General features: G+C 71.7%; 19 protein-coding genes, 2 pseudogenes and 1 riboswitch. Of the genes and pseudogenes, 15 read left to right on the plus strand and 6 right to left on the minus strand.

Translation table 11 applies throughout. The annotated features are described in order from the left end of the window. The first annotated feature begins 68 nt into the window (after positions 1–68). The 3 genes from dapA (at position 69) to AC1DE0_RS04705 (ending at position 3764) form a co-directional block, all read left to right on the plus strand. The gene (dapA, locus tag AC1DE0_RS04695) at positions 69–953 is read left to right on the plus strand and encodes a 4-hydroxy-tetrahydrodipicolinate synthase (protein ID WP_478097602.1); all 885 of its coding nucleotides are present in this window, start codon (positions 69–71) and stop codon (positions 951–953) included. Positions 954–1018: 65 nt separating this feature from the next. Continuing rightward, positions 1019–2704: a ribonuclease J gene (locus AC1DE0_RS04700; protein ID WP_478097604.1), complete on the plus strand. Its 1686-nt coding sequence runs from the start codon at positions 1019–1021 to the stop codon at positions 2702–2704. A gap of 1 nt (position 2705) precedes the next feature. Then, entirely contained in the window at positions 2706–3764 is a 1059-nt protein-coding gene (locus AC1DE0_RS04705) for an endonuclease/exonuclease/phosphatase family protein (protein WP_478097606.1), read from the plus strand. A gap of 168 nt (positions 3765–3932) precedes the next feature. Here the strand turns inward: AC1DE0_RS04705 and AC1DE0_RS04710 are convergent, their stop codons facing one another. Further along, complete coding sequence (locus AC1DE0_RS04710) at positions 3933–5318, minus strand: aminotransferase class V-fold PLP-dependent enzyme (protein ID WP_478097608.1); 1386 nt, start codon at positions 5316–5318, stop codon at positions 3933–3935. Positions 5319–5355: 37 nt separating this feature from the next. Further along, positions 5356–5482: riboswitch (SAM riboswitch) on the minus strand. Positions 5483–5659: 177 nt separating this feature from the next. Between AC1DE0_RS04710 and AC1DE0_RS04715 the strand changes: the two genes are divergently transcribed. Next, positions 5660–8620, plus strand: a complete 2961-nt coding sequence (locus AC1DE0_RS04715; protein ID WP_478097610.1) for an FtsK/SpoIIIE family DNA translocase — start codon at positions 5660–5662, stop codon at positions 8618–8620. Positions 8621–8626: 6 nt separating this feature from the next. Here the strand turns inward: AC1DE0_RS04715 and AC1DE0_RS04720 are convergent. The 3 genes and pseudogenes from AC1DE0_RS04720 to AC1DE0_RS04730 all read right to left on the minus strand — a co-directional run. Next, positions 8627–8824, minus strand: a pseudogene (locus AC1DE0_RS04720) (winged helix-turn-helix domain-containing protein); the annotation flags it as partial. A 53-nt stretch (positions 8825–8877) separates the two neighbouring features. Continuing rightward, positions 8878–9129 (minus strand): annotated as a pseudogene (locus tag AC1DE0_RS04725) (potassium-transporting ATPase subunit KdpA); the annotation flags it as partial. Further along, the gene (locus AC1DE0_RS04730; protein ID WP_478097768.1) at positions 9129–9215 is read right to left on the minus strand and encodes a potassium-transporting ATPase subunit F; all 87 of its coding nucleotides are present in this window, start codon (positions 9213–9215) and stop codon (positions 9129–9131) included. The gene AC1DE0_RS04730 and the pseudogene AC1DE0_RS04725, both read right to left, overlap by 1 nt. Before the next feature lie 101 nt (positions 9216–9316). Between AC1DE0_RS04730 and AC1DE0_RS04735 the strand changes: the two genes are divergently transcribed. After that, positions 9317–10063, plus strand: coding sequence for an ion channel (locus tag AC1DE0_RS04735; RefSeq protein WP_478097613.1), 747 nt, complete (start codon positions 9317–9319; stop codon positions 10061–10063). A gap of 36 nt (positions 10064–10099) precedes the next feature. Here the strand turns inward: AC1DE0_RS04735 and AC1DE0_RS04740 are convergent, their stop codons facing one another. Continuing rightward, positions 10100–11371, minus strand: coding sequence for a dipeptidase (locus AC1DE0_RS04740; RefSeq protein WP_478097616.1), 1272 nt, complete (start codon positions 11369–11371; stop codon positions 10100–10102). A 37-nt stretch (positions 11372–11408) separates the two neighbouring features. On the opposite strand from AC1DE0_RS04740, the gene rimO reads away from it, so the two are divergent. From rimO to AC1DE0_RS04770, 6 genes are read left to right on the plus strand one after another with little or no spacing between them, the layout of a single operon-like run. After that, positions 11409–12896, plus strand: a complete 1488-nt coding sequence (gene rimO, locus AC1DE0_RS04745; RefSeq protein WP_478097618.1) for a 30S ribosomal protein S12 methylthiotransferase RimO — start codon at positions 11409–11411, stop codon at positions 12894–12896. Next, positions 12893–13675 carry a CDP-diacylglycerol--glycerol-3-phosphate 3-phosphatidyltransferase gene (gene pgsA, locus AC1DE0_RS04750; protein ID WP_478097620.1) on the plus strand — a complete coding sequence of 261 codons (783 nt, stop codon included), beginning with the start codon at positions 12893–12895 and terminating at the stop codon, positions 13673–13675. Before rimO ends, pgsA begins: the two co-directional genes overlap by 4 nt. Position 13676: 1 nt before the next feature. Further along, on the plus strand, positions 13677–14312 hold the full coding sequence (locus tag AC1DE0_RS04755; protein ID WP_478097622.1) for a CinA family protein: 636 nt from the start codon (positions 13677–13679) through the stop codon (positions 14310–14312). 11 nt (positions 14313–14323) lie between these two features. Further along, positions 14324–14623 carry a helix-turn-helix domain-containing protein gene (locus AC1DE0_RS04760; RefSeq protein ID WP_478097624.1) on the plus strand — a complete coding sequence of 100 codons (300 nt, stop codon included), beginning with the start codon at positions 14324–14326 and terminating at the stop codon, positions 14621–14623. A gap of 18 nt (positions 14624–14641) precedes the next feature. Next, positions 14642–15562: a serine hydrolase gene (locus AC1DE0_RS04765; protein WP_478097627.1), complete on the plus strand. Its 921-nt coding sequence runs from the start codon at positions 14642–14644 to the stop codon at positions 15560–15562. After that, entirely contained in the window at positions 15559–16665 is a 1107-nt protein-coding gene (locus AC1DE0_RS04770; protein WP_478097629.1) for a mandelate racemase/muconate lactonizing enzyme family protein, read from the plus strand. The genes AC1DE0_RS04765 and AC1DE0_RS04770 overlap by 4 nt, the downstream gene beginning before the upstream one ends. A 73-nt stretch (positions 16666–16738) precedes the next feature. Here the strand turns inward: AC1DE0_RS04770 and AC1DE0_RS04775 are convergent, their stop codons facing one another. After that, a complete protein-coding gene (locus AC1DE0_RS04775; protein WP_478097631.1) occupies positions 16739–18415 on the minus strand; it encodes a DUF3352 domain-containing protein in 1677 nt (558 codons plus the stop codon). A 154-nt stretch (positions 18416–18569) separates the two neighbouring features. Here AC1DE0_RS04775 and AC1DE0_RS04780 point away from each other — a divergent pair, with 154 nt between their 5' ends. The 4 genes from AC1DE0_RS04780 (at position 18570) to AC1DE0_RS04795 (ending at position 21502) form a co-directional block, all read left to right on the plus strand. Beyond that, positions 18570–18818 (plus strand): DUF3046 domain-containing protein, encoded by a 249-nt coding sequence (locus AC1DE0_RS04780; protein ID WP_478097633.1) that lies wholly within the window; start codon positions 18570–18572, stop codon positions 18816–18818. Then, on the plus strand, positions 18815–19360 hold the full coding sequence (locus AC1DE0_RS04785) for an O-acetyl-ADP-ribose deacetylase (RefSeq protein WP_478097635.1): 546 nt from the start codon (positions 18815–18817) through the stop codon (positions 19358–19360). The genes AC1DE0_RS04780 and AC1DE0_RS04785 overlap by 4 nt, the downstream gene beginning before the upstream one ends. A 253-nt stretch (positions 19361–19613) precedes the next feature. Next, a complete protein-coding gene (gene recA / locus AC1DE0_RS04790) occupies positions 19614–20645 on the plus strand; it encodes a recombinase RecA (protein ID WP_478097770.1) in 1032 nt (343 codons plus the stop codon). A 2-nt stretch (positions 20646–20647) separates the two neighbouring features. After that, complete coding sequence (locus tag AC1DE0_RS04795; protein WP_478097637.1) at positions 20648–21502, plus strand: regulatory protein RecX; 855 nt, start codon at positions 20648–20650, stop codon at positions 21500–21502. The last annotated feature ends 56 nt before the right edge of the window (positions 21503–21558 follow it).

Raw genomic sequence — 21558 nt, forward strand, 5'->3', positions numbered from 1 at the left:
GTATGCCGCCTGACGCGCGCACGTGGGCGCGCGCGTAGGCGTCGAGCACGGGCGCTAACCTTGGGCGCATGGCTGACGCACCCGCCCTCGGACGTGTTCTCTCGGCGATCGTCACACCCATGCGGCCCGACGGCTCGCTCGACCTCGACGCGGCGCAGCGCCTCGCGACGCACCTCGTCGACGCCGGGCACGACGGCCTCGTCGTCTCCGGCACGACCGGCGAGTCGCCGACGACCTCGGCGGGCGAGAAGGACGAGCTGCTCCGGGCGGTCGTCGAAGCAGTGGGCGACCGCTGCGTCATCATCGCCGGGGCCGGGAGCAACGACACCGCCAAGAGCCTGGAGTCCGTGCGGATGGCGCAGAAGGCCGGCGCCGACGCGGTGCTCGCCGTGACGCCCTACTACAACAAGCCGCCCCAGGCGGGCCTGGTCGCGCACTTCACGGCGATCGCCGACGCGAGCGACCTGCCGGTCATGGTCTACGACATCCCGGGGCGCTCCGGCATCGCCATCGCCCGCGAGACCTACCTGCGCATCGCCGAGCACGAGCGCATCGCGGCGGTCAAGGACGCCCGCGGCGACCTCTGGTTCGCCAGCGAGATGATGCAGGAGACCGGGCTCGACTGGTACTCCGGCGACGACGCGATGAACCTCGGCCACTTCGCCAACGGGGCCGTCGGTTTCGTCGGCGTCACGTCGCAGGTGGCGCCCACCGCATACCGCGAGATGGCCGATGCCGTCGTCGAGGGCCGCTGGGACGACGCCCGCGCGGTGCACCGGCGGCTCACGCCCCTCGTCAATGCCGTCATGAACGTCACCCAGGGCGCGATCATGGCCAAGGCCGGTCTCGCCCTCCAAGGCGTCATCGCCTCACCGGTCGTCCGGCTGCCGCTCGTCGAGGCCGACGACCCCCAGACCGCGCTCGTGCGTGACGCCATCTCGGCGGTCGGATGACCGCCGCCTGACCTCTGCCCGGTGCCCACGCCGGCCTGGGCGCACCACCCAACGACAGGACACCTGTGAGCCATCCCCACCCCGAGCTGACCACGCCACCCGCCCTCCCCGACAACGGCCTGCGGGTCGTCGCACTCGGTGGGCTCGGCGAGGTCGGACGCAACATGGCCGTCGTCGAGACCAAGGGCAAGCTCCTCGTCATCGACTGCGGCGTCCTCTTCCCCGAGGACCACCACCCGGGCGTCGACCTCATCCTCCCGGACTTCAGCTACATCGAGGACCGCCTCGGCGACATCGAGGCGATCGTCCTCACGCACGGTCACGAGGACCACATCGGCGCGGTCCCGTACCTGCTCAAGCTCAAGCGCGACATCCCGCTGATCGGCTCGACGCTGACCCTCGCCCTCGTCGAGGCCAAGCTCAAGGAACACCGCATCCGGCCGTACTCCATGGCGGTCAAGGAGGGGCAGCGCGAACGCCTCGGCGTCTTCGACCTCGAGTTCGTCGCGGTCAACCACTCGATCCCCGACGCCCTGGCCGTGTTCGTGCGCACCGAGGCTGGCACGCTGCTGCACACCGGCGACTTCAAGATGGACCAGCTGCCGCTCGACGGCCGCCTCACCGACCTGCGCGCCTTCGCCCGCCTCGGCGAGGAGGGCGTCGACCTCTTCCTCACCGACTCGACCAACGCCGACGTGCCCGGCTTCACGACGCCCGAGCTCGAGATCGCGCCGGCCATCGACAAGGTCTTCCGTCACGCCGAGCGCCGCATCATCGTCGCCTGCTTCAGCAGCCACGTGCACCGCGTGCAGCAGGTGCTGGACGCCGCCGAGAAGGCCGGCCGCAAGGTGGCCATGGTCGGCCGCTCCATGGTGCGCAACATGGGAATCGCGTCCGAGCTCGGCTACCTCAAGGTGCCCGACGGCATCCTCATCGACATCAAGAAGATCGAGAGCCTGCGCGACGACGAGCTCGTCCTCATCTGCACCGGTTCGCAGGGTGAGCCGATGGCGGCGCTGTCGCGGATGGCCAACCGTGACCACCGCATCGACGTGGGCCCCGGCGACACGGTGCTGCTCGCGAGCAGCCTCATCCCGGGCAACGAGAACGCCGTCTACCGCATCATCAACGGCCTGATGCGACTCGGCGCCAACGTCGTGCACAAGGGCAACGCGAAGGTGCACGTCTCCGGCCACGCCAGCGCCGGTGAGCTCCTCTACTGCTACAACATCGTCAAGCCGCGCAACGTCCTGCCGGTCCACGGCGAGTGGCGTCACATGTACGCCAACGCGCAGCTCGCGATCCAGTCGGGCGTCCACCCCGACAACGTCGTGCTCGCCGAGGACGGCGTCGTCGTCGACCTCGTCGACGGCCAGGCCTCGGTCGCCGGCGTCGTCGAGTGCGGCTACGTCTACGTCGACGGCAGCAGCGTCGGGGGCGCCGACGAGGCACTGCTGAAGGACCGCCGCATCCTGCGCGACGAGGGCTTCATCACCTGCATCGTGGTGCTCGACGCGGCGACCGGCAAGATCGCGAGCGGTCCCGAGATCACGGCCCGTGGCTTCGTCGAGGACGAGGAGATCTTCCAGCAGGTCATCCCGAAGGTGGAGCGGGCCATCGAGGAGGCCGTGGCCAACGGCGTGCGCGACGACCAGCAGCTCCAGCAGGTCATCCGCCGAGCTGTCGGCTCGTGGGTCGGTGGCAAGATCCGTCGTCGCCCGATGATCATCCCGGTCGTGCTGCAGGCCTGAGGTGACGATTCAGCAGGTCGACGGCGCGAGCTCGGCGGGCGGCAGCGACCCAGCCGACCCGCTGGCGCCCACCGACCCAGGGCAGCGGTGGCGAAGGGACCGACGGCGATGGCTCGACGTCACGATCGCCGTCGTCCTGCTCGTCCTGGCTGCGGTGGGCGCGTTGCGCTGGCTCGACTCGACGGCATACCTCGTCGTCGTGCTGCAGACCGCCGGTCCCTTCGTGCTCATCGGTCTGGCGCTGCTCACCATCACTGCCCTCGTACTGCGCCGGTGGGCGATGGTGCTCCCGGTCGCCGTGGCGCTGGCCGTCGCGATGGTGGTCGCAGCTCCCTCGTTCCGGGCCACGTCCACGCCCAAGGCCGACACTGACCTCACCGTGATGTCGGCCAACGTCTGGATCGGCTCGGCCAACGCGAACCAGCTCATGGACGCCGTGCGTTTCCACGCCGTCGACGTGCTCGTGCTCGTCGAGGCGACCCCCGCCCTGGTGCAGCGGCTCGACGCCGAGGGGGCGGGCGACTACTTCACCCAGCGCCAGGGGGTGGCGCGTCCGGGCACCTTCACCGGCACGGTGGTCCTCTCGCGCTTTCCGCTCTCGGTGCGCAACGCCGGCACCGATCCTGCGGTCGAGGACACCCGGAGCGCTCAGCCAGAGCTCGACGTCACGGCTCCCAACGGGACCGTGCGCCTCAAGGTCGCACACCCGACGGCACCCCTGCGCGGTGACACCGTCGAGTGGCGCGCCGGGCTGAGGGCGCTGCAGACCTGGAAGGAGCGCCTCGACGGCGACGAGCTCCTCGTGATGGCCGGTGACTTCAACGCGGACTACGGGCACCCGGGTCTGCGAGACCTCGCCGAGGGGCTCGACGACGCCCAACGCACCGACGGCCAGGGCTGGGTGCGCACCTGGCCCTTTGCTGGCAACCGCCTCCCGGCCTTCGTGCAGCTCGACCACCTGCTGAGCCGCGGCCTGACGGTCGTCTCCGCGGGACAGGTCGCGATCAACCGCGCCGACCACGCCGCGGTCTGGGCCAGCTACGCCCTGCCGAAGCGCTGAGCGCCCCTGAACGCACCGAGGCCGCCGTCAGCGCGGTGACGGGGCGGTAGGCCCAGCTGTCCCTCGAATGGTCCGCCGTCTGCTGGGGTGATCACCCCACCGAACCGCAGACCATCAGCCGGTCCTCGGTCGCGCCCGGCATCCACGCTGGTTGCCGGCCGACCGAGGTCACCAGGGGCGCTCGACCTCGACGTCGCGCGGGTCGGTGCCGTCGACGGCCCAGCCCGAGTCGGTCAGCGTCCAGTCGGCCGACGGGCCGTGCTCGACGAGCCCCGCGACGGCCGAGACGAGACGGTCGACGCTCTCGAGCGTCGAACCGAGACCGATGCTCGCGCGGACGGCGGTGCCCGACCGCTCGCCCCACGGGTCATCGAGCAGCTCGTCGACGAGCAGGTGGGCGCAGAACTTGCCGTCGCGGACGCCTATGCCGTGCTCCACCGAGAGCACCTGCGAGACGAGCGAGGAGTCCCAGCCGTCGATGGTGAAGGCGACGACGCCGACCCGGTCGTGGCCCTCGCCGAAGATGGAGAGCACCTCGACGCCGGGCACCTCGTCGAGGCCGGCGGTCAGGCGCTCGAGCAGCTGCGTCTCGTGCGCCTCGATGGCCTCGCGGTGGCGGCTGATCGTCGCGCACGCTGCGGCGAGGGCGATCGCGCCGATCACGTTCGGGCTGCCGCCCTCGTGGCGGGCGGGGCCGGTGGCCCACGTCGTGCCCTCCTCGGTGACCGAGCGCGTCGCGCCGCCGCCGAGCAGGTAGGGGTTGCCGGCGTCGAGCCAGTCCGAGCGTCCGGCGAGCACGCCTGCGCCGTAAGGGGCGTACGTCTTGTGGCCGGAGAAGGCGACGTAGTCGGCGTCCCAGCCCGCGAGGTCGATGGTGCGGTGGGCAGAGAGCTGGGCCGCGTCGACGGCGATGCGGGCGCCGTGGGCGTGGGCAAGCGCCGCGAAGCGCTCTACGGGCCACACCTCGCCGGTGACGTTCGAGGCCGCCGTGAGCACGACGAGGCGGTGGCGCGACGGGTGGTCGTCGAGGGCCTCCTCGAGCAGGGCGTGGGCGTCCTCGACCGTCTGCGGCACGGGCAGGCGCACGGTGCGGAAGCGCCCCCAGGGCAGCAGGGTCGAGTGGTGCTCGGTGCCGAAGACGAAGACCGTCGTACGGCTCGGCAGCGCCTTGCTCAGCAGTGCCCAGGAGTCCGTCGTCGTGCGCGTGAAGATGACGGAGTCGTCGTCACGCGCGCCGACGAAGGCGGCCACCTCGGCGCGGGCCTGCTCGTACCAGGCGCTGCTCAGACGTGAGGCGAAGCCCGCCCCCCGGTGCACCGAGGAGTACGTCTCGAGGGCCCGGTCGACGGCTGCCTTGACGGTCTCGAGGGCGGGAGTCGAGGCGGCGTGGTCGAGGTTCGCGTATGCCGTCTCGCCGCGCAGCGTCGGCACGCGCAGTCCCGCGCCGACGACCGCCGGCAGGGAGGCAGCCTCGGGAACGACGTGCAGCGTGCGGGTGCGGACGACCGGGGCGGGCGTGCCACCACAGAGTGAGGTGCTGGGAAGAACCGACATAGGAGTGCTCCAGGGGCTGAGGGACCCACCGGATGCAGGTCCGCGCTTGCCGACCCGGATCACTCGAGCTGATCGGGGGTCGACCTGGTCGTCACCCGGAGCACCCCACCGCGGAGGAGGGTTGCTGGCCAGCGAGCCGGGGCTTGTCACTGGCACTCATGACCTGGCATCGAAGATAGGCGGGCGCTCGCAGCCCTGTCCACCCTCCGATCCCCGGATGTCGGCATCTGAGACGGAGGGTCAGGACAGGGCGCCCGACGCCGACCAGCGCGCTCGCGCCGATGTGCCCTGTTGCGCGTGTGACGCGTGAGTTCAGAGGTGCCTTGACGTACGGTGCGACCATGGGGTCACGTCCGTCCAGCAGCCAGCGCTCGAGCACCGCCGCGGCCACACGCGCCAAGGGGGTGACCGGCAGCACCTCGTCACGCCCTCCCGCTGCGCGCTCGACCAGGCCCGCGCAGCGCAAGCCCGCTGCGCGCAAGCCGCCGGCGAAGGCCGCCTCCAAGACCCGTGACGGCGGGCTGCCCTTCCCGTTCAGCGCCATGCGCAGCACCTGGATGGGCGTCTCGCACATGGCCGGGGGAGCGGTGCGACGCGTCGGTCACAGCGCCGCCGACCTCGAGCCCGAGCACCGCCGTGACGGCATCGGCTTCGCGCTGCTCGCCCTCGCGGTCGTCGTGGCCGCCCGTGAGTGGTGGGGCGTCGCCGGCACGTTCGGGCAGGTCGTCCACGCGATCTTCGCGGGCACCTTCGGCAGGGTCGCCTACGCCGTCCCGCTCGTCCTGCTGGCCCTCGGCCTCCGCATGCTCCGCGCCCCCCAGGACGAGGCGACGACCAACCGGATCGTCGTCGGCACCATCGCGCTGACCTTCGCCGCCTGCGGTCTGGCCCATCTCGCCGACGGCATCCCCAACCCGCCCGACGGCGCCGACGGCATGCGTGCGGCCGGCGGCATCCTCGGCTTCCTCGCCTCGAGCCCCCTCGCGGCCGCCGTGTCGCCCTACGGCGCAGTCGTGCTGCTCGTCCTGCTCGGCATCTTCGGCCTGCTCGTCATCACGGCGACACCCGTCAACCTGATCCCGACGCGCCTGCGGCAGCTCAAGGCCCTCGTCATCGACCGGGGCCACCACGACGCCGAGCCCGACGCCGGTGACGACGCGCCCGCGGCCGCGGTCAAGCGGGCCCGGCGCAAGGCCGTCGACCTGTCCGACCGCGACGGCGACGAGGCCTTCCGCCAGGCCGCGCAGAAGGGCGCCGACGACGAGCCGACGACGCGCCTGCGCCCCGGCGAGAAGCGCCCGACCGCGCCCGGCGTGCTGGCGCCGCGCCCCTCCGGCGAGAAGGTCATCGACGCGACCGACCCGAAGACGCTCGGGGCCCCCGACACGAGCAAGGTCGGCCCCAAGGCCGAGCTGATCCCACCGCCCATGTCCGACCTGCCCGCTCGCGTCGAGCAGCTGAGTCTCGGCGGCGACATCACCTACCAGCTGCCCGACCACGCGATGCTGACTCCGGGCCCGCCGCACAAGACCCGCAGCGAGACCAACGACCGGGTCGTCGAGTCGCTGACCAACGTCTTCGACCAGTTCGACATCGACGCCGCCGTCACCGGGTTCACCCGCGGGCCGACCGTCACGCGCTACGAGGTCGAGCTCGGCTCGGGCACCAAGGTCGAGCGCGTCACCGCCCTCTCCAAGAACATCGCGTATGCCGTCGCCTCGGCCGACGTGCGCATCCTCAGCCCCATCCCCGGCAAGTCGGCCATCGGCATCGAGATCCCGAACCTCGACCGCGAGAACGTCTCGCTGGGCGACGTACTGCGCAGCCACACGGCCCGCGGCAACGAGCACCCGATGGTCATGGGTGTCGGCAAGGACGTCGAGGGCGCGTACGTCATCGCCAACCTCGCGAAGATGCCGCACCTGCTCGTCGCCGGTGCCACCGGTTCGGGCAAGTCGAGCTTCGTCAACTCGATGATCACCTCGATCCTCATGCGCTCGACGCCCGAGGAGGTGCGGATGATCCTCGTGGACCCGAAGCGCGTCGAGCTCACGGCCTACGAAGGCATCCCGCACCTCATCACGCCGATCATCACCAACCCGAAGAAGGCCGCCGAGGCCCTCGCGTGGGTCGTCAAGGAGATGGACCAGCGGTACGACGACCTCGCGGCGTTCGGCTTCAAGCACGTCGACGACTTCAACAAGGCGGTGCGCGCCGGCAAGGTCAAGCCGCTTCCGGGCTCCGAGCGGCAGATCACGACCTACCCCTACCTGCTCGTCGTCGTCGACGAGCTCGCCGACCTCATGATGGTCGCCCCGCGCGACGTCGAGGAGTCGGTCGTGCGCATCACCCAGCTGGCACGCGCCGCCGGCATCCACCTCGTGCTCGCGACGCAGCGTCCGTCGGTCGACGTCGTCACCGGCCTCATCAAGGCCAACGTGCCCTCGCGCATGGCGTTCGCCACCAGCTCTCTCGCCGACAGCCGCGTCGTGCTCGACCAGCCCGGCGCCGAGAAGCTCATCGGGCAGGGTGACGCGCTCTTCCTCCCGATGGGTGCGAGCAAGCCGATGCGCGTGCAGGGGGCCTGGGTCAACGAGTCCGAGATCCACGAGGTCGTCAAGTTCGTCACGACCCAGCTCAAGCCGAACTACGTCGAGAACGTCACGGTCGCGGCGCCGAAGAAGCAGATCGACGACGACATCGGCGACGACCTCGACGTGCTGCTCCAGGCCACCGAACTCGTCGTCACAACCCAGTTCGGCTCCACATCGATGCTCCAGCGCAAGCTGCGCGTCGGGTTCGCCAAGGCCGGTCGCCTCATGGACCTGCTCGAGTCGCGCGGCGTCGTCGGCCCGAGCGAGGGGTCGAAGGCGCGTGACGTGCTCGTCCGGCCCGACGACCTGCCGCAGACGCTGGCCCTGCTGCGCGGTGACGAGGTGCCGCAACCCGTCGCCGACGTGACGCCGACCGACGAGGGGCCGTATGCCGCATCGCCCGTCGACGTCGTCGCCGAGGCCGCCGATGGTGGCGGCGCCCGCACGGCATACGACGACGAGGACGGGGCCGACGACTCGGACGACGGCGACCGTGACGGCTCGGTGACGCCGCAGCGCACCGCGGCGCTCGTCGCCGAGCGCGGGGAGCGACGCGAGTCGGGTGACGACTACGGCGGCGACAGCACGCAGGCGATGCCCGCCGCGAGGTGGACGCCCGGCGACATGACGCGCACCGTCGACGAGGACGACGAGGAGTCCGAGGACGCCTGGAACCTCACTGACCGCGGCGGCCGCGAGCGCTACTGACCCTCTAGGGGTGAAGCGGTAGCCGCGGCCCGGTTCGGTGATCAGGTGGCAGGGGTTGGCGGGGTCGGGCTCGAGCTTGCGGCGCAGCTGGTTGGCGTAGACGCGAAGGTAGTTCGACTCCCGGCCGTAGGACGGACCCCACACGGCTCGGAGCAGGTCCTGCTGCGAGACGAGGTGACCGGGCTCGCGGCAGAGGGCCTCGAGTTGAGGGCGGTGTCCCAGCCCATCGAGGCGCCGCGCGCCAGTGGCAGCGAGCCCTGCGTGACGACGAGGGCGAGGAGGAGCACGATGCCGACGGCCGAGAAGCCGAGGACGGCGACGGCATACGTGGTCCACCGTTGCTCTGAGGTGGGGTCGACGCGGCAGAGGCGGTAGGCGAGCCGCTCGACGCGCCAGTGGCGCTCGTCGGTGAAGACGCGAGCCATCCACGCGCCGAGGGGCGCGTGGGCGGCGGCGAGGGCAGCGACGAGGACGGCGATGGTGATCAGCCCGCTGGCGGTGTCGCCCATCAGAAGCGGTCCGGGTGCAGGAGGACGTGCACGAGGTACGCGAGGACGGCGACCCCGACCACGAGCAACAGGAGGGTGGTGAACATGCCTCCTTCGTACGGCCGGTGAGGGGGCCGCCCGGCGCCGTTGACCCGCTGCTGACGGCTCTTGACGTGTTCTTGACGGGGCCGCCGCTAGAGTCCGAGACGTGAGTGCGTCGCTGGAGCTCTGGCCGTCATCGCCGCGTCGGACCGGACCGCCCTCGCGGCTGGACCGCTTCCGTCGACAGGTGTCGGACCTGCCCTGCGCCCTGTTGCTCTTCGCCCAGCTCGCGGCGCTGCTCGCGTACCCCTTCATCGAGACCCGCACGGGAGACGTCCAGGAGACGGCGCGAGCGGTCTTCGGCCTCATCGGCCTGCTCGTGCTCTTCCTCGCCGTCCGAGCCGTCCGCGCGACGCCGGCGCTGACGTGGGTCGCGGTCCTCCTCGGCGGTCCGGTCGTCGTGCTCACCATCGCCGAGGCGATCTGGAGCGACAACACGACGCTGACCTTCTGGAGCTCGGTGCTGCACGCCCTCTTCTACATCTACACGGGCTATGGCCTGCTGCGGTACATGTTCGCCGACAACTGGGTCACTCGTGACGAGCTCTACGCGACGGGTGCGACCTTCACCGTCGTCGCGTGGGGCTTCGCCTACATCTACCTCGCCGTCCAGATCGTCTGGCCGCACTCGTTCACCATCTACGGCGAAGCAGGGCAGCCCGGCGACCGGAGCTGGTTCGAGCTGCTCTACCTCTCGATCACGACGATGACCTCGACGGGCCTGTCGGACATCTACGCGGTCGAGCCGCATGCGCGGGCGTTCGTGCTGCTCCAGCAGATCACCGGCATGCTCTACGTCGCGCTCGTCGTCGCCCGCCTGGTCGGCCTCACCATCGCCCGGTTCCGCCAGTAGGCACCCGGTGCCGTATGCCGTGGGGCGGGCCGGCGCTCAGCCTGTGGCGGTGCCGTCGAGCTCCGCGAACGTGCGCAGACTCGGGCCGCGCGTCGCCTGGAGGTCGCGGGCCACGGCCTCGACGTCGCGCATGACCCGCAGCGTGTTGCCGCGCACGAGCTTCGCGACGTCCTCCTCTGACCACGAGCGTTCGAGCAGCGCGGCGACGAGCCGTGGGTAGCCGCTGACGTCCTCGAGCCCGACCGGGAAGGTGTCGGTGCCGTCGTAGTCGCCGCCGATGCCGACGTGGTCGATGCCGGCGACCTCGCGCACGTGCTCGACGTGGGCGACGACCTGCTCGATCGTCGCGTCGGGCTTGGGGTGCTGCTGCTGCCAGCCGGCCGTGAAGCGGCCGAAGGCCTCCCAGTCCTTGGCATTGACGCCGACCTCGGCCGCGGCCGCCGCGGCCTCGACCCGCCACGCGGCGGTGTCGCGGGAGATGAACTCCGGGACGAACGTCACCATGCAGGTGCCCCCGTTGGCCGGCAGCGCCGCGAGCACGTCGTCGGGCACGTTGCGCGGGGTGTCGCAGAGCGCGAGCGCGGACGAGTGGCTGAAGATGACCGGCGCGGCCGCCGTCTCCAGCCCGGCACGCATCGTGGTGGCCGCGACGTGGCTGAGGTCGACCATCATGCCGAGACGGTTCATCTCGCGCACGACCTCGCGCCCGAACTCGCTGAGGCCGCCCACGACGGGCGCGTCGGTCGCCGAGTCGGCCCAGGGCGTGTTGTCGTTGTGCGTCAGCGTCATGTAGCGCACCCCGAGCACGTGCAGCAGGCGCAGCGTGCCGAGCGAGCAGCCGATCGAGTGACCGCCCTCGGCGCCGAGCAGCGACGCGATGCGGCCGGTCGAGGTGGCGCGGTCGACCTCCTCCGCCGTGCGTGCCAGGGCCAGCCGGTCGGCATACGTCCCGATCATCCGGTGCACGGCGTCGACCTGCTCGAGGGTTGCCGTGACGGCCGAGTCGCCCTGGAGGGTGCTCGGCACGAAGACCGACCAGAACTGGCCACCGACACCGCCGTCGGCGAGCCGCGGCAGGTCGGTCTGGGTCGTGGCGACCCGGCCCCCGATGTCGAGGGCGTCGAAGTCGTAGCGGGTCTGCTCGCGCGCCTCCCACGGCAGGTCGTTGTGTCCGTCGACGAGGGGGTGACGGGCGAGCAGCGCACGGGCCCGGCCGATGGCCTCGGCCGCGCCGGAAGCGGAGTCGGCGGGCGAGTGCGCGGCGGACCCGCCGGGTTCGGGGGAGCCGGGCTGGGTGGTTCCGAGCATGTCGGCCATTGAACACCCGTCCATCTAGAGTGGACGCATGACCCCTCCCCACCCGAGCGCTGACAGGAGCGTCGCCCTCGTCACCCTCGGGTGCACCCGCAACGAGGTCGACTCCGAGGAGCTGGCGGGCCGCCTGCTCGCCGAGGGGTGGCGTCTCGTCGACGACGCGTCCGAGGCCGACGTCGCCGTCGTCAACACGTGCGGCTTCGTCGAGCAGGCCAAGAAGGACTCCATCGACGCCCTCCTCGAGGCCTCCGACCTCAAGGGCGACGGCGGGCGCACCCAGAAGGTCGTGGCCGTCGGCTGCCTCGCCGAGCGCTACGGCAAGGAGCTCGCAGACCAGCTGCCCGAGGCCGACGCCGTGCTCGGCTTCGACTCCTACCGCGACATGAGCAGCCACCTGCAGACGATCCTCGCCGGCGGACACGTCGAGAGCCACACGCCCGGCGACCGCCGCACGCTGCTGCCGCTCACGCCGGTCGAGCGCCAGGCCGGTGCGGCCGGCGTGGCCCTGCCGGGGCACGGCGACGGCGACGCGATCGAGACGGGCGTCGACACGCTCGACGGCGTCCCCGTGCCCGCCACCGGCCCGCGCGTCATCCGGGCCCGCCTCGACGGCCGCCCCTGGGCGCCGCTCAAGATCGCCTCCGGCTGCGACCGGCGCTGCTCGTTCTGCGCCATCCCGATGTTCCGCGGCGCCTTCGTGTCGCGCCGCCCCGCCAACATCGTCGCCGAGGGCCGCTGGCTCGCCGAGCAGGGCGTCAAGGAGCTCTTCCTCGTCTCCGAGAACTCGACCTCCTACGGCAAGGACCTCGGCGACCTCGGCCTGCTCGAGAAGCTCCTTCCCGAGCTGACCGCCATCGAGGGCATCGACCGCGTCCGTGTCTCCTACCTCCAGCCCGCCGAGATCCGGCCCGGCCTGCTCCGGGCGATGGCCGACACGCCGGGTGTCGTGCCCTACTACGACATCTCGTTCCAGCACGCGTCCGAGCCGCTGCTGCGCTCGATGCGCCGGTTCGGCTCGCGTGAGGCGTTCCTCGACCTGCTCGCCCGAGTGCGCGCCGACGCCCCGCACGCGGGTGTGCGATGCAACGTCATCGTCGGCTTCCCGGGCGAGACCGAGGCAGACCTCGACGAGCTCGAGGCCTTCCTCACCGAGGCACGCCTCGACGTCGTCGGCGTCTTCGGCTACTCCGACGAGGACGGCACCGAGGCCGAGGGCTACACCGGGCACCTCGCACCCGAGGTCGTCGCCGAGCGCCTCGACCGCTTCACCCGCCTCGTCGAGGAGCTCAACGCGCAGCGGGCCGAGGAGCGCATCGGCGAGCACGTCGTCGTCCTCGTCGAGGAGATCGACGACGAGGACGGCTCGGCGATCGGCCGCGCCGACTTCCAGGGCCCCGACGTCGACGGCGTGACCGTCGTCCACGTCCCCAAGGGCGCCCCGACCCCGCAGGTGGGCGACCTCGTCGAGGCCGTCGTCGTGGCCACCGAGGGGATCGACCTCGTCGCGGAGCCGCGATGACCCCGCAGACCTTCCATCGGGGGGAGGGGCCCGCGCCCCGGCCCACCGACTGGAACCTGCCCAACGCGCTGACGGTCCTGCGCTTCCTGCTCGTCCCCGTCTACGCCGTGCTCCTCTTCCAGGACGGCGGTCACGAGCCGTGGTGGCGCTTCTGGGCGTGGGTGGTCTTCGCCGTGGCGGCGGTCACCGACGGCGTCGACGGCAAGCTGGCCCGCCGCCGCGGCGAGATCACGAACTTCGGCAAGGTGGCCGACCCGATCGCCGACAAGGCGCTCACCGGCACGGCCTTCATCGGTCTGTCGCTGCTCGGCGTCGTCTGGTGGTGGGTGACGGTCGTCATCCTCGTGCGCGAGATCGGCATCACCGTGCTTCGCTTCGTCGTCATCCGGCACGGTGTCATGCCGGCCGGCCGCGGCGGCAAGCTCAAGACGATGCTCCAGACCCTGTCGCTGGGCTCGCTGACGCTGCCCCTCTGGGTGTGGCCGCTGGGCGGGGTCCTCACGACGATCGCGTACGTCCTGCTCGGTGCCGCCCTGGTCATGACGGTGCTCAGTGGCGTCGACTACGTCTTCAAGGCCGCCCGGCTGCGCGAGACCAGCGAGCGCACCCGGCTCAGGAGGGCTGCGCGCGCCACCGAGCGCGAGGCGCGTGCTGCACAGCGTGCCCACTGGACCACCCACGCAGGCAGTGACGAGAGCTCCCGGGGCCCCGACGACGCTCCGACGTCGAGCACCGGTGTCGGGCCCGTTCCACCCGAGAAGACCTCGAACCGCGACTGACGTGGAGCCCGCCGACACCAGCAGACCCGCAGGCCCGGACACGGACACCGATGAGGGGAGCCCCGGGTCTGCTCCCGGGGCGCGCCTCGTCGCGCGACTGACCGAGCGCCACGAGACGCTGGCGTGCGCCGAGTCGCTGACCGCCGGGCTCGTGGCGGCCACCGTCGCCGACACTCCCGGAGCGTCCGCGGTGCTGCTCGGCGGCATCGTCGCGTATGCCGCCGAGGTCAAGACGGCCCTGCTCGACGTCCCGGCGCAGCTCGTCGCCCGGGTGGGCACCGTCGACCCCGCGGTGGCCGTTGCCATGGCCGAGGGCGTACGCCGGCGGTTGGGGTCCACGTGGGGCCTGTCCACCACCGGTGTCGCGGGCCCGGGACCGTCGGAGGGCAAGCCGGCCGGCACCGTCCACGTCGCCGTCGCCGGTCCGTCGGGAACAGTGACGCGCGCGCTGGAGTTGAACGGGACCAGGGCCCAGATCCGGGCCGCCAGCGTCGCCGCGGTGCTCCACCTCGCAGCCGAGGAGACCGGTGCCACGCGCGGAACTCTGGCACCACCGGGGGAGCCTCGGGGTACGGTAGGCGTGTCGGGTCAACAGCCCGGCCCACCGGCACCGCACGACCCCGCACCAGCGAGCTGAAGGAGGACGGCATGACGACACTCTTGCGACGCGAGCTCGGTGACGTCCTCCGCGAGCGCCGGCGCGCCCAGGGCCGCACCCTCCGCGAGGTCTCGGCCACCGCCTCGGTGTCGCTCGGCTACCTCAGTGAGGTCGAGCGCGGTGAGAAGGAGGCCAGCTCCGAGCTGCTCGCCTCGATCTGCGGTGCCCTCGACCTGCCGCTCTCGCGGGTCCTGATCGACGTCTCCAACCGCATGGCCGAGAGCGAGGGCCTCGCGCCCACCGTGGCGCTGCCCGTCCCCTCGGACGTGGTGTCGGCCTCCGCTGCCTGATCGTCTACCGTTTCGAAGGTGCCCACGCCCTTCTCGGAGATCGATGCCCGTCTCGACCACGTGACCTCGTCAGGGGATGCCTCGGTGTCGGTGTGGCTCGGCAGCACCGACGGGCGCTGCCGCTGGGCGCACGATGCGCACGCGCCCCACTACGCCGCGTCGACGATGAAGCTTCCGCTGGTCGTCGCCGCCTTTCGACGAGCCGTGCGGGGGGAGCTGGACCTCGCCCAGGCGGTGCCCGTCACCGCCACGTTCGCGTCGGTGTTCGACGGGTCGCCGTTCGCTCTCGACGCCGAGGACGACCAAGACTCTGAGACCTGGGCGGCGATCGGCGGCACCTGCACGGTGGGCGAGCTGGCCGACCGCGCCATCACGAGATCGAGCAACATCGCGACCAACCTGCTCGTCGACGTCGTCGGGCTCGCCGAGGTCGCCGACGTGCTGCGCCTGACCGGTTGCTCCCCGGAAACGGTGGTCGCACGCGGCATCGAGGACGCCCGCGCCCGCGAGGCCGGCATCACCAACACGGTCACGGCGGCCGACCTCGGCCTGCTCATGGCAGCCGTCGCCCGACGCGAGCCCGCGCTGGGCGGCGAAACGGTGCTCGGCCCCGTGGAGGAGCTGCTCTCCCGGCAGGTGCACGTCGACCAGGTCCCTGCGGGCCTGCCCGAGGGCACGCCGACGGCGAGCAAGTCGGGCTGGATCCCGGGCGTCTCGCACGACGTCGCTCTCGTGCGCCCACCGGGTGAGCCGCCCTTCGTGCTGGCCGTGTGCACCACGATCGCGCTCGACGAGTCGGAGGCCGCCACTTTCGTCGCCGGGATCGCGCGCGACGTGTGGCTGGCCGAGCACGCCGAGCCCGGTGTCACCGCACCGGTGGCGTATGCCGCCGGGCCGGGTGCCACGGGCGGGGCCGGCAGCGCGGTGCCCGCACGATGACCACGATCGAGCGCGTCGTCACCACCGTCTCGTCGGTGCCGCTCCACACGCCGTTCGTCACGGCCCTGCGTCGCACCGAGACCACCGACACGGTCATCGTGACGGTCACCGACAGCGACGGCCGCACAGGCTGGGGCGAGGCGCCGCAGGTGTGGCAGGTGACGGGTGAGTCGTTGGCCGGCGCCACGGCCTGCATCGAGCAGATGCTCGCGCCCGTGGTCACCGGACGGCGCCTCGTCGACCGCGACGACCTGGCCGCCGCCGCCGCCGTGGTCCAGCGTGCCGTGGCCCGCAACTTCGGCGCCAAGGCCGCCGTCGACGCCGCGCTCCACGACCTCGTCGCCCAGGCGGAGGGCACCTCCGTGGCCGCCCTGCTCGGGTCCGGGACCGACGGCATACGCGATGTGCTGACGACCGACGTCACCCTCTCTGCCGGTGCTGCCGACGCCCTCGCCGACACCGCCCGTGAGCGGGTCTCCGAAGGCTTCCGCACGCTCAAGATGAAGGTCGGCACCGACGCGAGCACCGACGTCCAGCGGGTGGCGTCGGTGCGTGACGCCGTCGGGCCGGGCGTGGCCATCCGCCTCGACGCCAACCAGGGCTGGACACGTGAGCAGGCCGTGCAGGTCATCCGAGCGCTCGAGGTGGCCGACCTCGGGGTCGAGCTCGTCGAGCAGCCGGTCCTCGCCGACGACGTCGAGGGGCTCGCCTGGGTGCGCGAGCGCGTCAGGCTCCCTTTGATGGCCGACGAGTCCTGCTACGGCCCGTACGACCTCGAGCGGATCATCCGCCTGGGCGCGGCCGACCTCGTCAACGTCAAGCTCGCGAAGTGCGGGTCGCTGACCGTCGGGCGCGACATGCTGCGGCGGGCCCACGAGGCGGGGCTCGGCACCATCGTCGGCTCGATGATGGAGAGCCACGTCGGGGTCGCGGCGGCCGCGGCCGTCGTGGCGGCAGAGCCGACGACCGCTGTGAGCGACCTCGACGCCGCCTGGTGGTCGGTCGACTCGCCGGTGGTCGGTGGAATCACCTACTCCGGCAACGAGGTCCACCTGGCATCGACCGCGGGGTTCGGCATCTCGGGGTTCGCCCGACCTGCCTGAGGACTGGCCTCGGCCGCATACGACGAAGGGCCCCGCCACGGCGGGGCCCTTCATCGTGCCGGTCTCGTGTCGGTCAGTTGCCGAGGACACGGAGGGTGAAGGTGCCCTCGCCGTTGCCGGTCGTGGTGGCGTTGGCGCCGACGGCGCGCAGCGACTCTAGGAACGTCTTGTCGTTGCCCTTGACCTGGCCGAGGTAGACCTTCTCGAGCTTGTCGAGGTCGACGAACAGGGCACTGTTCGACGAGGTGGCGTCGCCGACGGCGAGCTTGAAGGCGTCGCTGTCGCCGAGCTTGCCACCCGACTTGAGGTCGTCGGCGTAGTCGGGCGTCGTGGCGACGTAGACCTTGTCGCCCTCGACCTTGTGCGTCAGCACGTCGCTGCTGGCGCCGGACATCTGGACCAGCCGGCCGATGATCTCGTCGGCGCGCTTGGCGTTGCTCGACACGAGCTTCGCGCCGACCGTGAGCGAGTCGCCCGTCAGGTCCTGGTCGGGCATGGCGATCGTGAACGAACGGCCGAGCAGCACCTTGAGGTCGTCGGGCAGCTTCACGTCGAGCTGCTGCTCGATCATCGAGATGGTGTCGTCCTGGCCGCCGGCGCCCGCGAGGCTGTCGATCTGCTTCTTCAGCTGCGGCCAGGCGCCGTCGAGCATCTGGTCGGCGCCCGAGACGTGAAGGGCCGCCATCGTGTTGGCGGGCAGGTTGGCTAGCTCGCTGCCGTCACCCTTGACGACCTTGGTCGCGTCGGAGCCGCGCACCACGCCCGCGAGCTCGACGTAGTCGGCGTCGAATCGTACGGCGGCAGCGAAGCGCCCCTTGGCGCTCGCCAGCGCAGCGGTGTCGATGCCCGCCTGGCCGCCGCTCAGCTTGGGCAGCTCCTTGAGGCCGGTCGCCATGTCGAACCAGGCCGACACGATGCCCTGCTCGCCGAGGGCGCCCATGTCGCCGGTGAAGTTCGCGTTCTGCGAGAGCGAGCCCTTGTCGACCGCGGCGAGGGTGGCGTCACCAGTGCCGGCGGGAGTGACGATGGCGTAGCCGTCCTTCGTGCGGACGTCGGTCTTCGACGACGTGTCGCACGCGAACAGCCTGGTGAGTGTGTCCTTCGCGAGGGTCTCGTCCTTGACCTGGATCGCGATCGCGACGTTCGGCGTGTCAGACGTGCCGCCGGGGCGGACCGCCGCACCGACCCGGTCGCCGAGCCACGGCTCGATGTCCTTGGCGTAGGCGAACTTCTTGAGGCAGTCGCTGCCGGCGTCCTTGGTGGCCATCTCCCACAGCTTCTTGCGCGGGTCGTCGCTGCCGAGGGTGTTCTTGACGGCCTCGAGCTTGCCGAGGAACCGCACCGCCGCGATCTTCTGGCCGGCGGAGGGGTCGATGTCGACACGGAGGTAGGCGTACGCGTCGCCGGGGAGCACGTCGGACGGCTGTGCGCCGCTGCCGCTCAGGGTCTGCGCGGCGAAGACGCCGGCGCCGCCGAGGGCGAGGACGGTGGCGAGGGCACCGACCATGAGGCCGGTGCGCTTGTGGCCGCCCCGGGCGGGGGCGGACGGGTCGTCGGCGAGGGCGACGCCGGTGGCGCCGGTGGCGCCGGTGGCGCTGGCCCCGTCGCTCGAGACCGGGACGGCCGGGCTGCCCGAGGGAACGGGGTAGGTGTACTGCGGGACGGGCGTCGTCGCGTCGGCCGGGATCGGTCGGGTGGCGTCGTCGCCCGGCTGGGCGTCCGGCCCGTCGGGCCTGGTGGGCTCGGTCATTGATGGCTCCCCTGAAGTGTCGAGGTCCCTGCCTAGGCGCTCGGGACGTGAGGACGATACCGGTCACACGGCATCGCCGCTGGCGGTTGTGACAACGCTCCGACGACGGTTCCGGCGCGACCGGTTCCGGCGGCACGGGTGGCAGACTGCAGGGGTGCGGATCAGTCACTTCTGGACCTTGATGGACGACGAGTTCGGCGCGGCGTATGCCGGGTCGCTCGCGCGCGACCACGTGCTCGGCGCGCTCGGCAACCGCACGGTGGTCCAGGCGCTCGCCGACGGCGAGGCGCCGCGCACGGTGTGGGAGGCGCTCTGCATCGACATGGACGTGCCCCCCGAGCGCCGGCTGGGCCGCGACATCCGGGTTGCTCGCGGCGCACAGGGCGGTCAGGTCGGCAGGTGACCCCGTCGGGTCCCGGCGTCGCGCGCATCACCTTGCGGCGGGGCGACATCACGGCCGACGCGTCGGCAGACGCGATCGTCAACGCGGCGAACCCGTCGCTGCTGGGCGGCGGTGGCGTCGACGGGGCCATCCACCGGGCTGCCGGTCCCGAGCTGCTCGAGGAGTGCCGGCGGCTCGGCGGGTGCGAGACGGGTGACGCGAAGATCACCGGGGCGGGACGGCTGCCGGTGCGGCACGTCATCCACACCGTCGGTCCCGTGTGGCGCGGGGGAGGCCACGGGGAGGCTGAGCTGCTCGCCTCCTGCTACCGGCGGTGCGTCCAGCTCGCCGACGCCTCCGGGTGCGCGGTCGTCGCCTTTCCTGCCGTGTCGTGCGGCGTCTACGGCTACCCGGTCGACGCCGCCGCGAGAGTCGCGATCGCCGCCCTCGCCGAGTCGCTGGACCGCCACGAGACCGTGCGCGAGGCACGGTTCTGGCTGTTCTCGCGCGAGGTCCTCGCGGACTTCCAGGTGGCTCTCGCGGACCTTCGCGAGAACTCCTGACACGCGTTCTCGCGCAACCCGGCGTGTCGACGCGTCATCGAACACCTGTTCGGTAGTGTTCTCCACAGGTCCTGCGCCACCAACCGCATCATCCACAGGCCGTCTCGTGGTCCACCCGATGTCGGCGCCGGGCCCTAGCGTCTGACCCGACAGCGGATCTCCTCGGATGATCCGTCACCCGGGTCGCAGGTAGGCGACCGAAGCGCAGACGGCAGAACAGGAGCCCGACATGGCAGCCACTCAGGCCAAGGGGATGGACAAGGACAAGGCGCTCTCCTCGGTGATGGGCCAGATCGAGAAGAGCTACGGCAAGGGCGCGGTGATGCGTCTCGGTGACGACGTCCGCCCGCCCATCGAGGTGATCCCCACCGGATCCATCGCGCTCGATGTGGCCCTCGGCATCGGCGGGCTGCCCCGCGGTCGAGTCGTCGAGATCTACGGCCCGGAGTCCTCGGGCAAGACGACGGTGGCCCTGCACGCGGTCGCCAACGCGCAGAAGGGTGGCGGCATCGCGGCGTTCATCGACGCCGAGCACGCGCTCGACCCCGAGTACGCGAAGAAGCTCGGCGTCGACACCGACGCCCTGCTCGTCTCCCAGCCCGACACGGGTGAGCAGGCCCTCGAGATCGCCGACATGCTGATCCGTTCCGGGGCCATCGACATCATCGTCATCGACTCGGTGGCGGCCCTGGTGCCCCGTGCCGAGATCGAGGGCGAGATGGGCGACAGCCACGTGGGTCTGCAGGCCCGCCTCATGAGCCAGGCGCTCCGCAAGCTGACCGGAGCCCTCAACAACACGGGCACGACGGCGATCTTCATCAACCAGCTCCGCGAGAAGATCGGCGTCATGTTCGGCTCGCCCGAGACGACGACGGGTGGCAAGGCGCTGAAGTTCTACGCCTCGGTCCGCCTCGACGTCCGCCGCATCGAGACGCTCAAGGACGGCACCGACCCCGTCGGCAACCGCACCCGCGTCAAGGTCGTCAAGAACAAGGTCTCGCCGCCCTTCAAGCAGGCGGAGTTCGACATCCTCTACGGTCAGGGCATCTCTCGCGAGGGTGGGCTCATCGACATGGGCGTCGAGCACGGCTTCGTGCGCAAGGCCGGCGCCTGGTACACCTACGAGGGCGACCAGCTCGGCCAGGGCAAGGAGAACGCCCGCAACTTCCTCAAGGACAACCCCGACCTCGCCGACGAGATCGAGAAGAAGGTCAAGGAGAAGCTCGGCGTCGGGCCGCGCGTCGACAAGCCCGCCGAGGTCTCGGACGTGCCCGTCGACTTCTGATCGTGGCTGGTCCCGCACACGAGTCCACCGAGGACCGTCTGGCCCGCGCCGCGGCCGCCCTCGCCGAGGCGCAGGGTGTCGTCGAGGTGCGGGCCGCCGCGTCGGAGGGGGCGAGCTCCCCGCGGCGGCGCGCGGGCGCTGCACCCGACGGCGCTGTACCCACGTCCGAGGCGCGTCCTCGCCGCGCGGCCTCACGTCGCGAGCGTGGCGCCCCGTCGCGTTCCGGATGGGCCGCCACCGACCCGGGCGACGGTCCTGACTGGGCCCTGCCCCTTCAGGAGACGGGAGCGGGGGCGGCCGGCGTCCCATCGGCCTCGGGAGAGTCGCTGGCCTGGGCGCCTCCACCAGACGACACCGAGGCCGCGGTTCCCGAGGCCGAAGCCGAGTCGGTGGCGCGGGCCATCGTGCTGCGGCAGCTGAGCATGGCGCCCCGCAGCCGGGTCCAGCTCGAGAGGAAGCTCCGCCAACGCGGGTGCGACGACGCGATCGCCGCCAAGGTCCTCGACCGGATGACCGAGGTCGGGCTCGTCGACGACGAGGCCTATGCCCAGATGCTGGTGCGAGCCCGCCAGGCCGGCAAAGGGCTGGCCAGACGCGCGCTGGCCCACGAGCTGCGCCAGCAGGGGATCGACCAGGAGGTGGCCGACGAGGCCCTCGGCCAGGTCGGGGTGGGCGACGAGCGCGTGCGTGCCGAGCAGCTGGTGGCCAAGAAGCTGCGGTCCATGAGGGGACTGCCCCCCGAGGTCCAGGCCCGGCGGCTGGCCGGCATGCTGGCGCGCAAGGGCTACTCCGGTGAGGTGGCGTGGCCCGTCATCCGCGCGGGTGTCGACGGCCTGCCCGAGCACCAGCGCGACTGACCTGCCTGGCCCGCGGGCGTCGGGGGACAGCACGAGGGGGCGAGGACCTTTCGGTC

Source organism: Terrabacter sp. 05T424, from assembly GCF_056396225.1.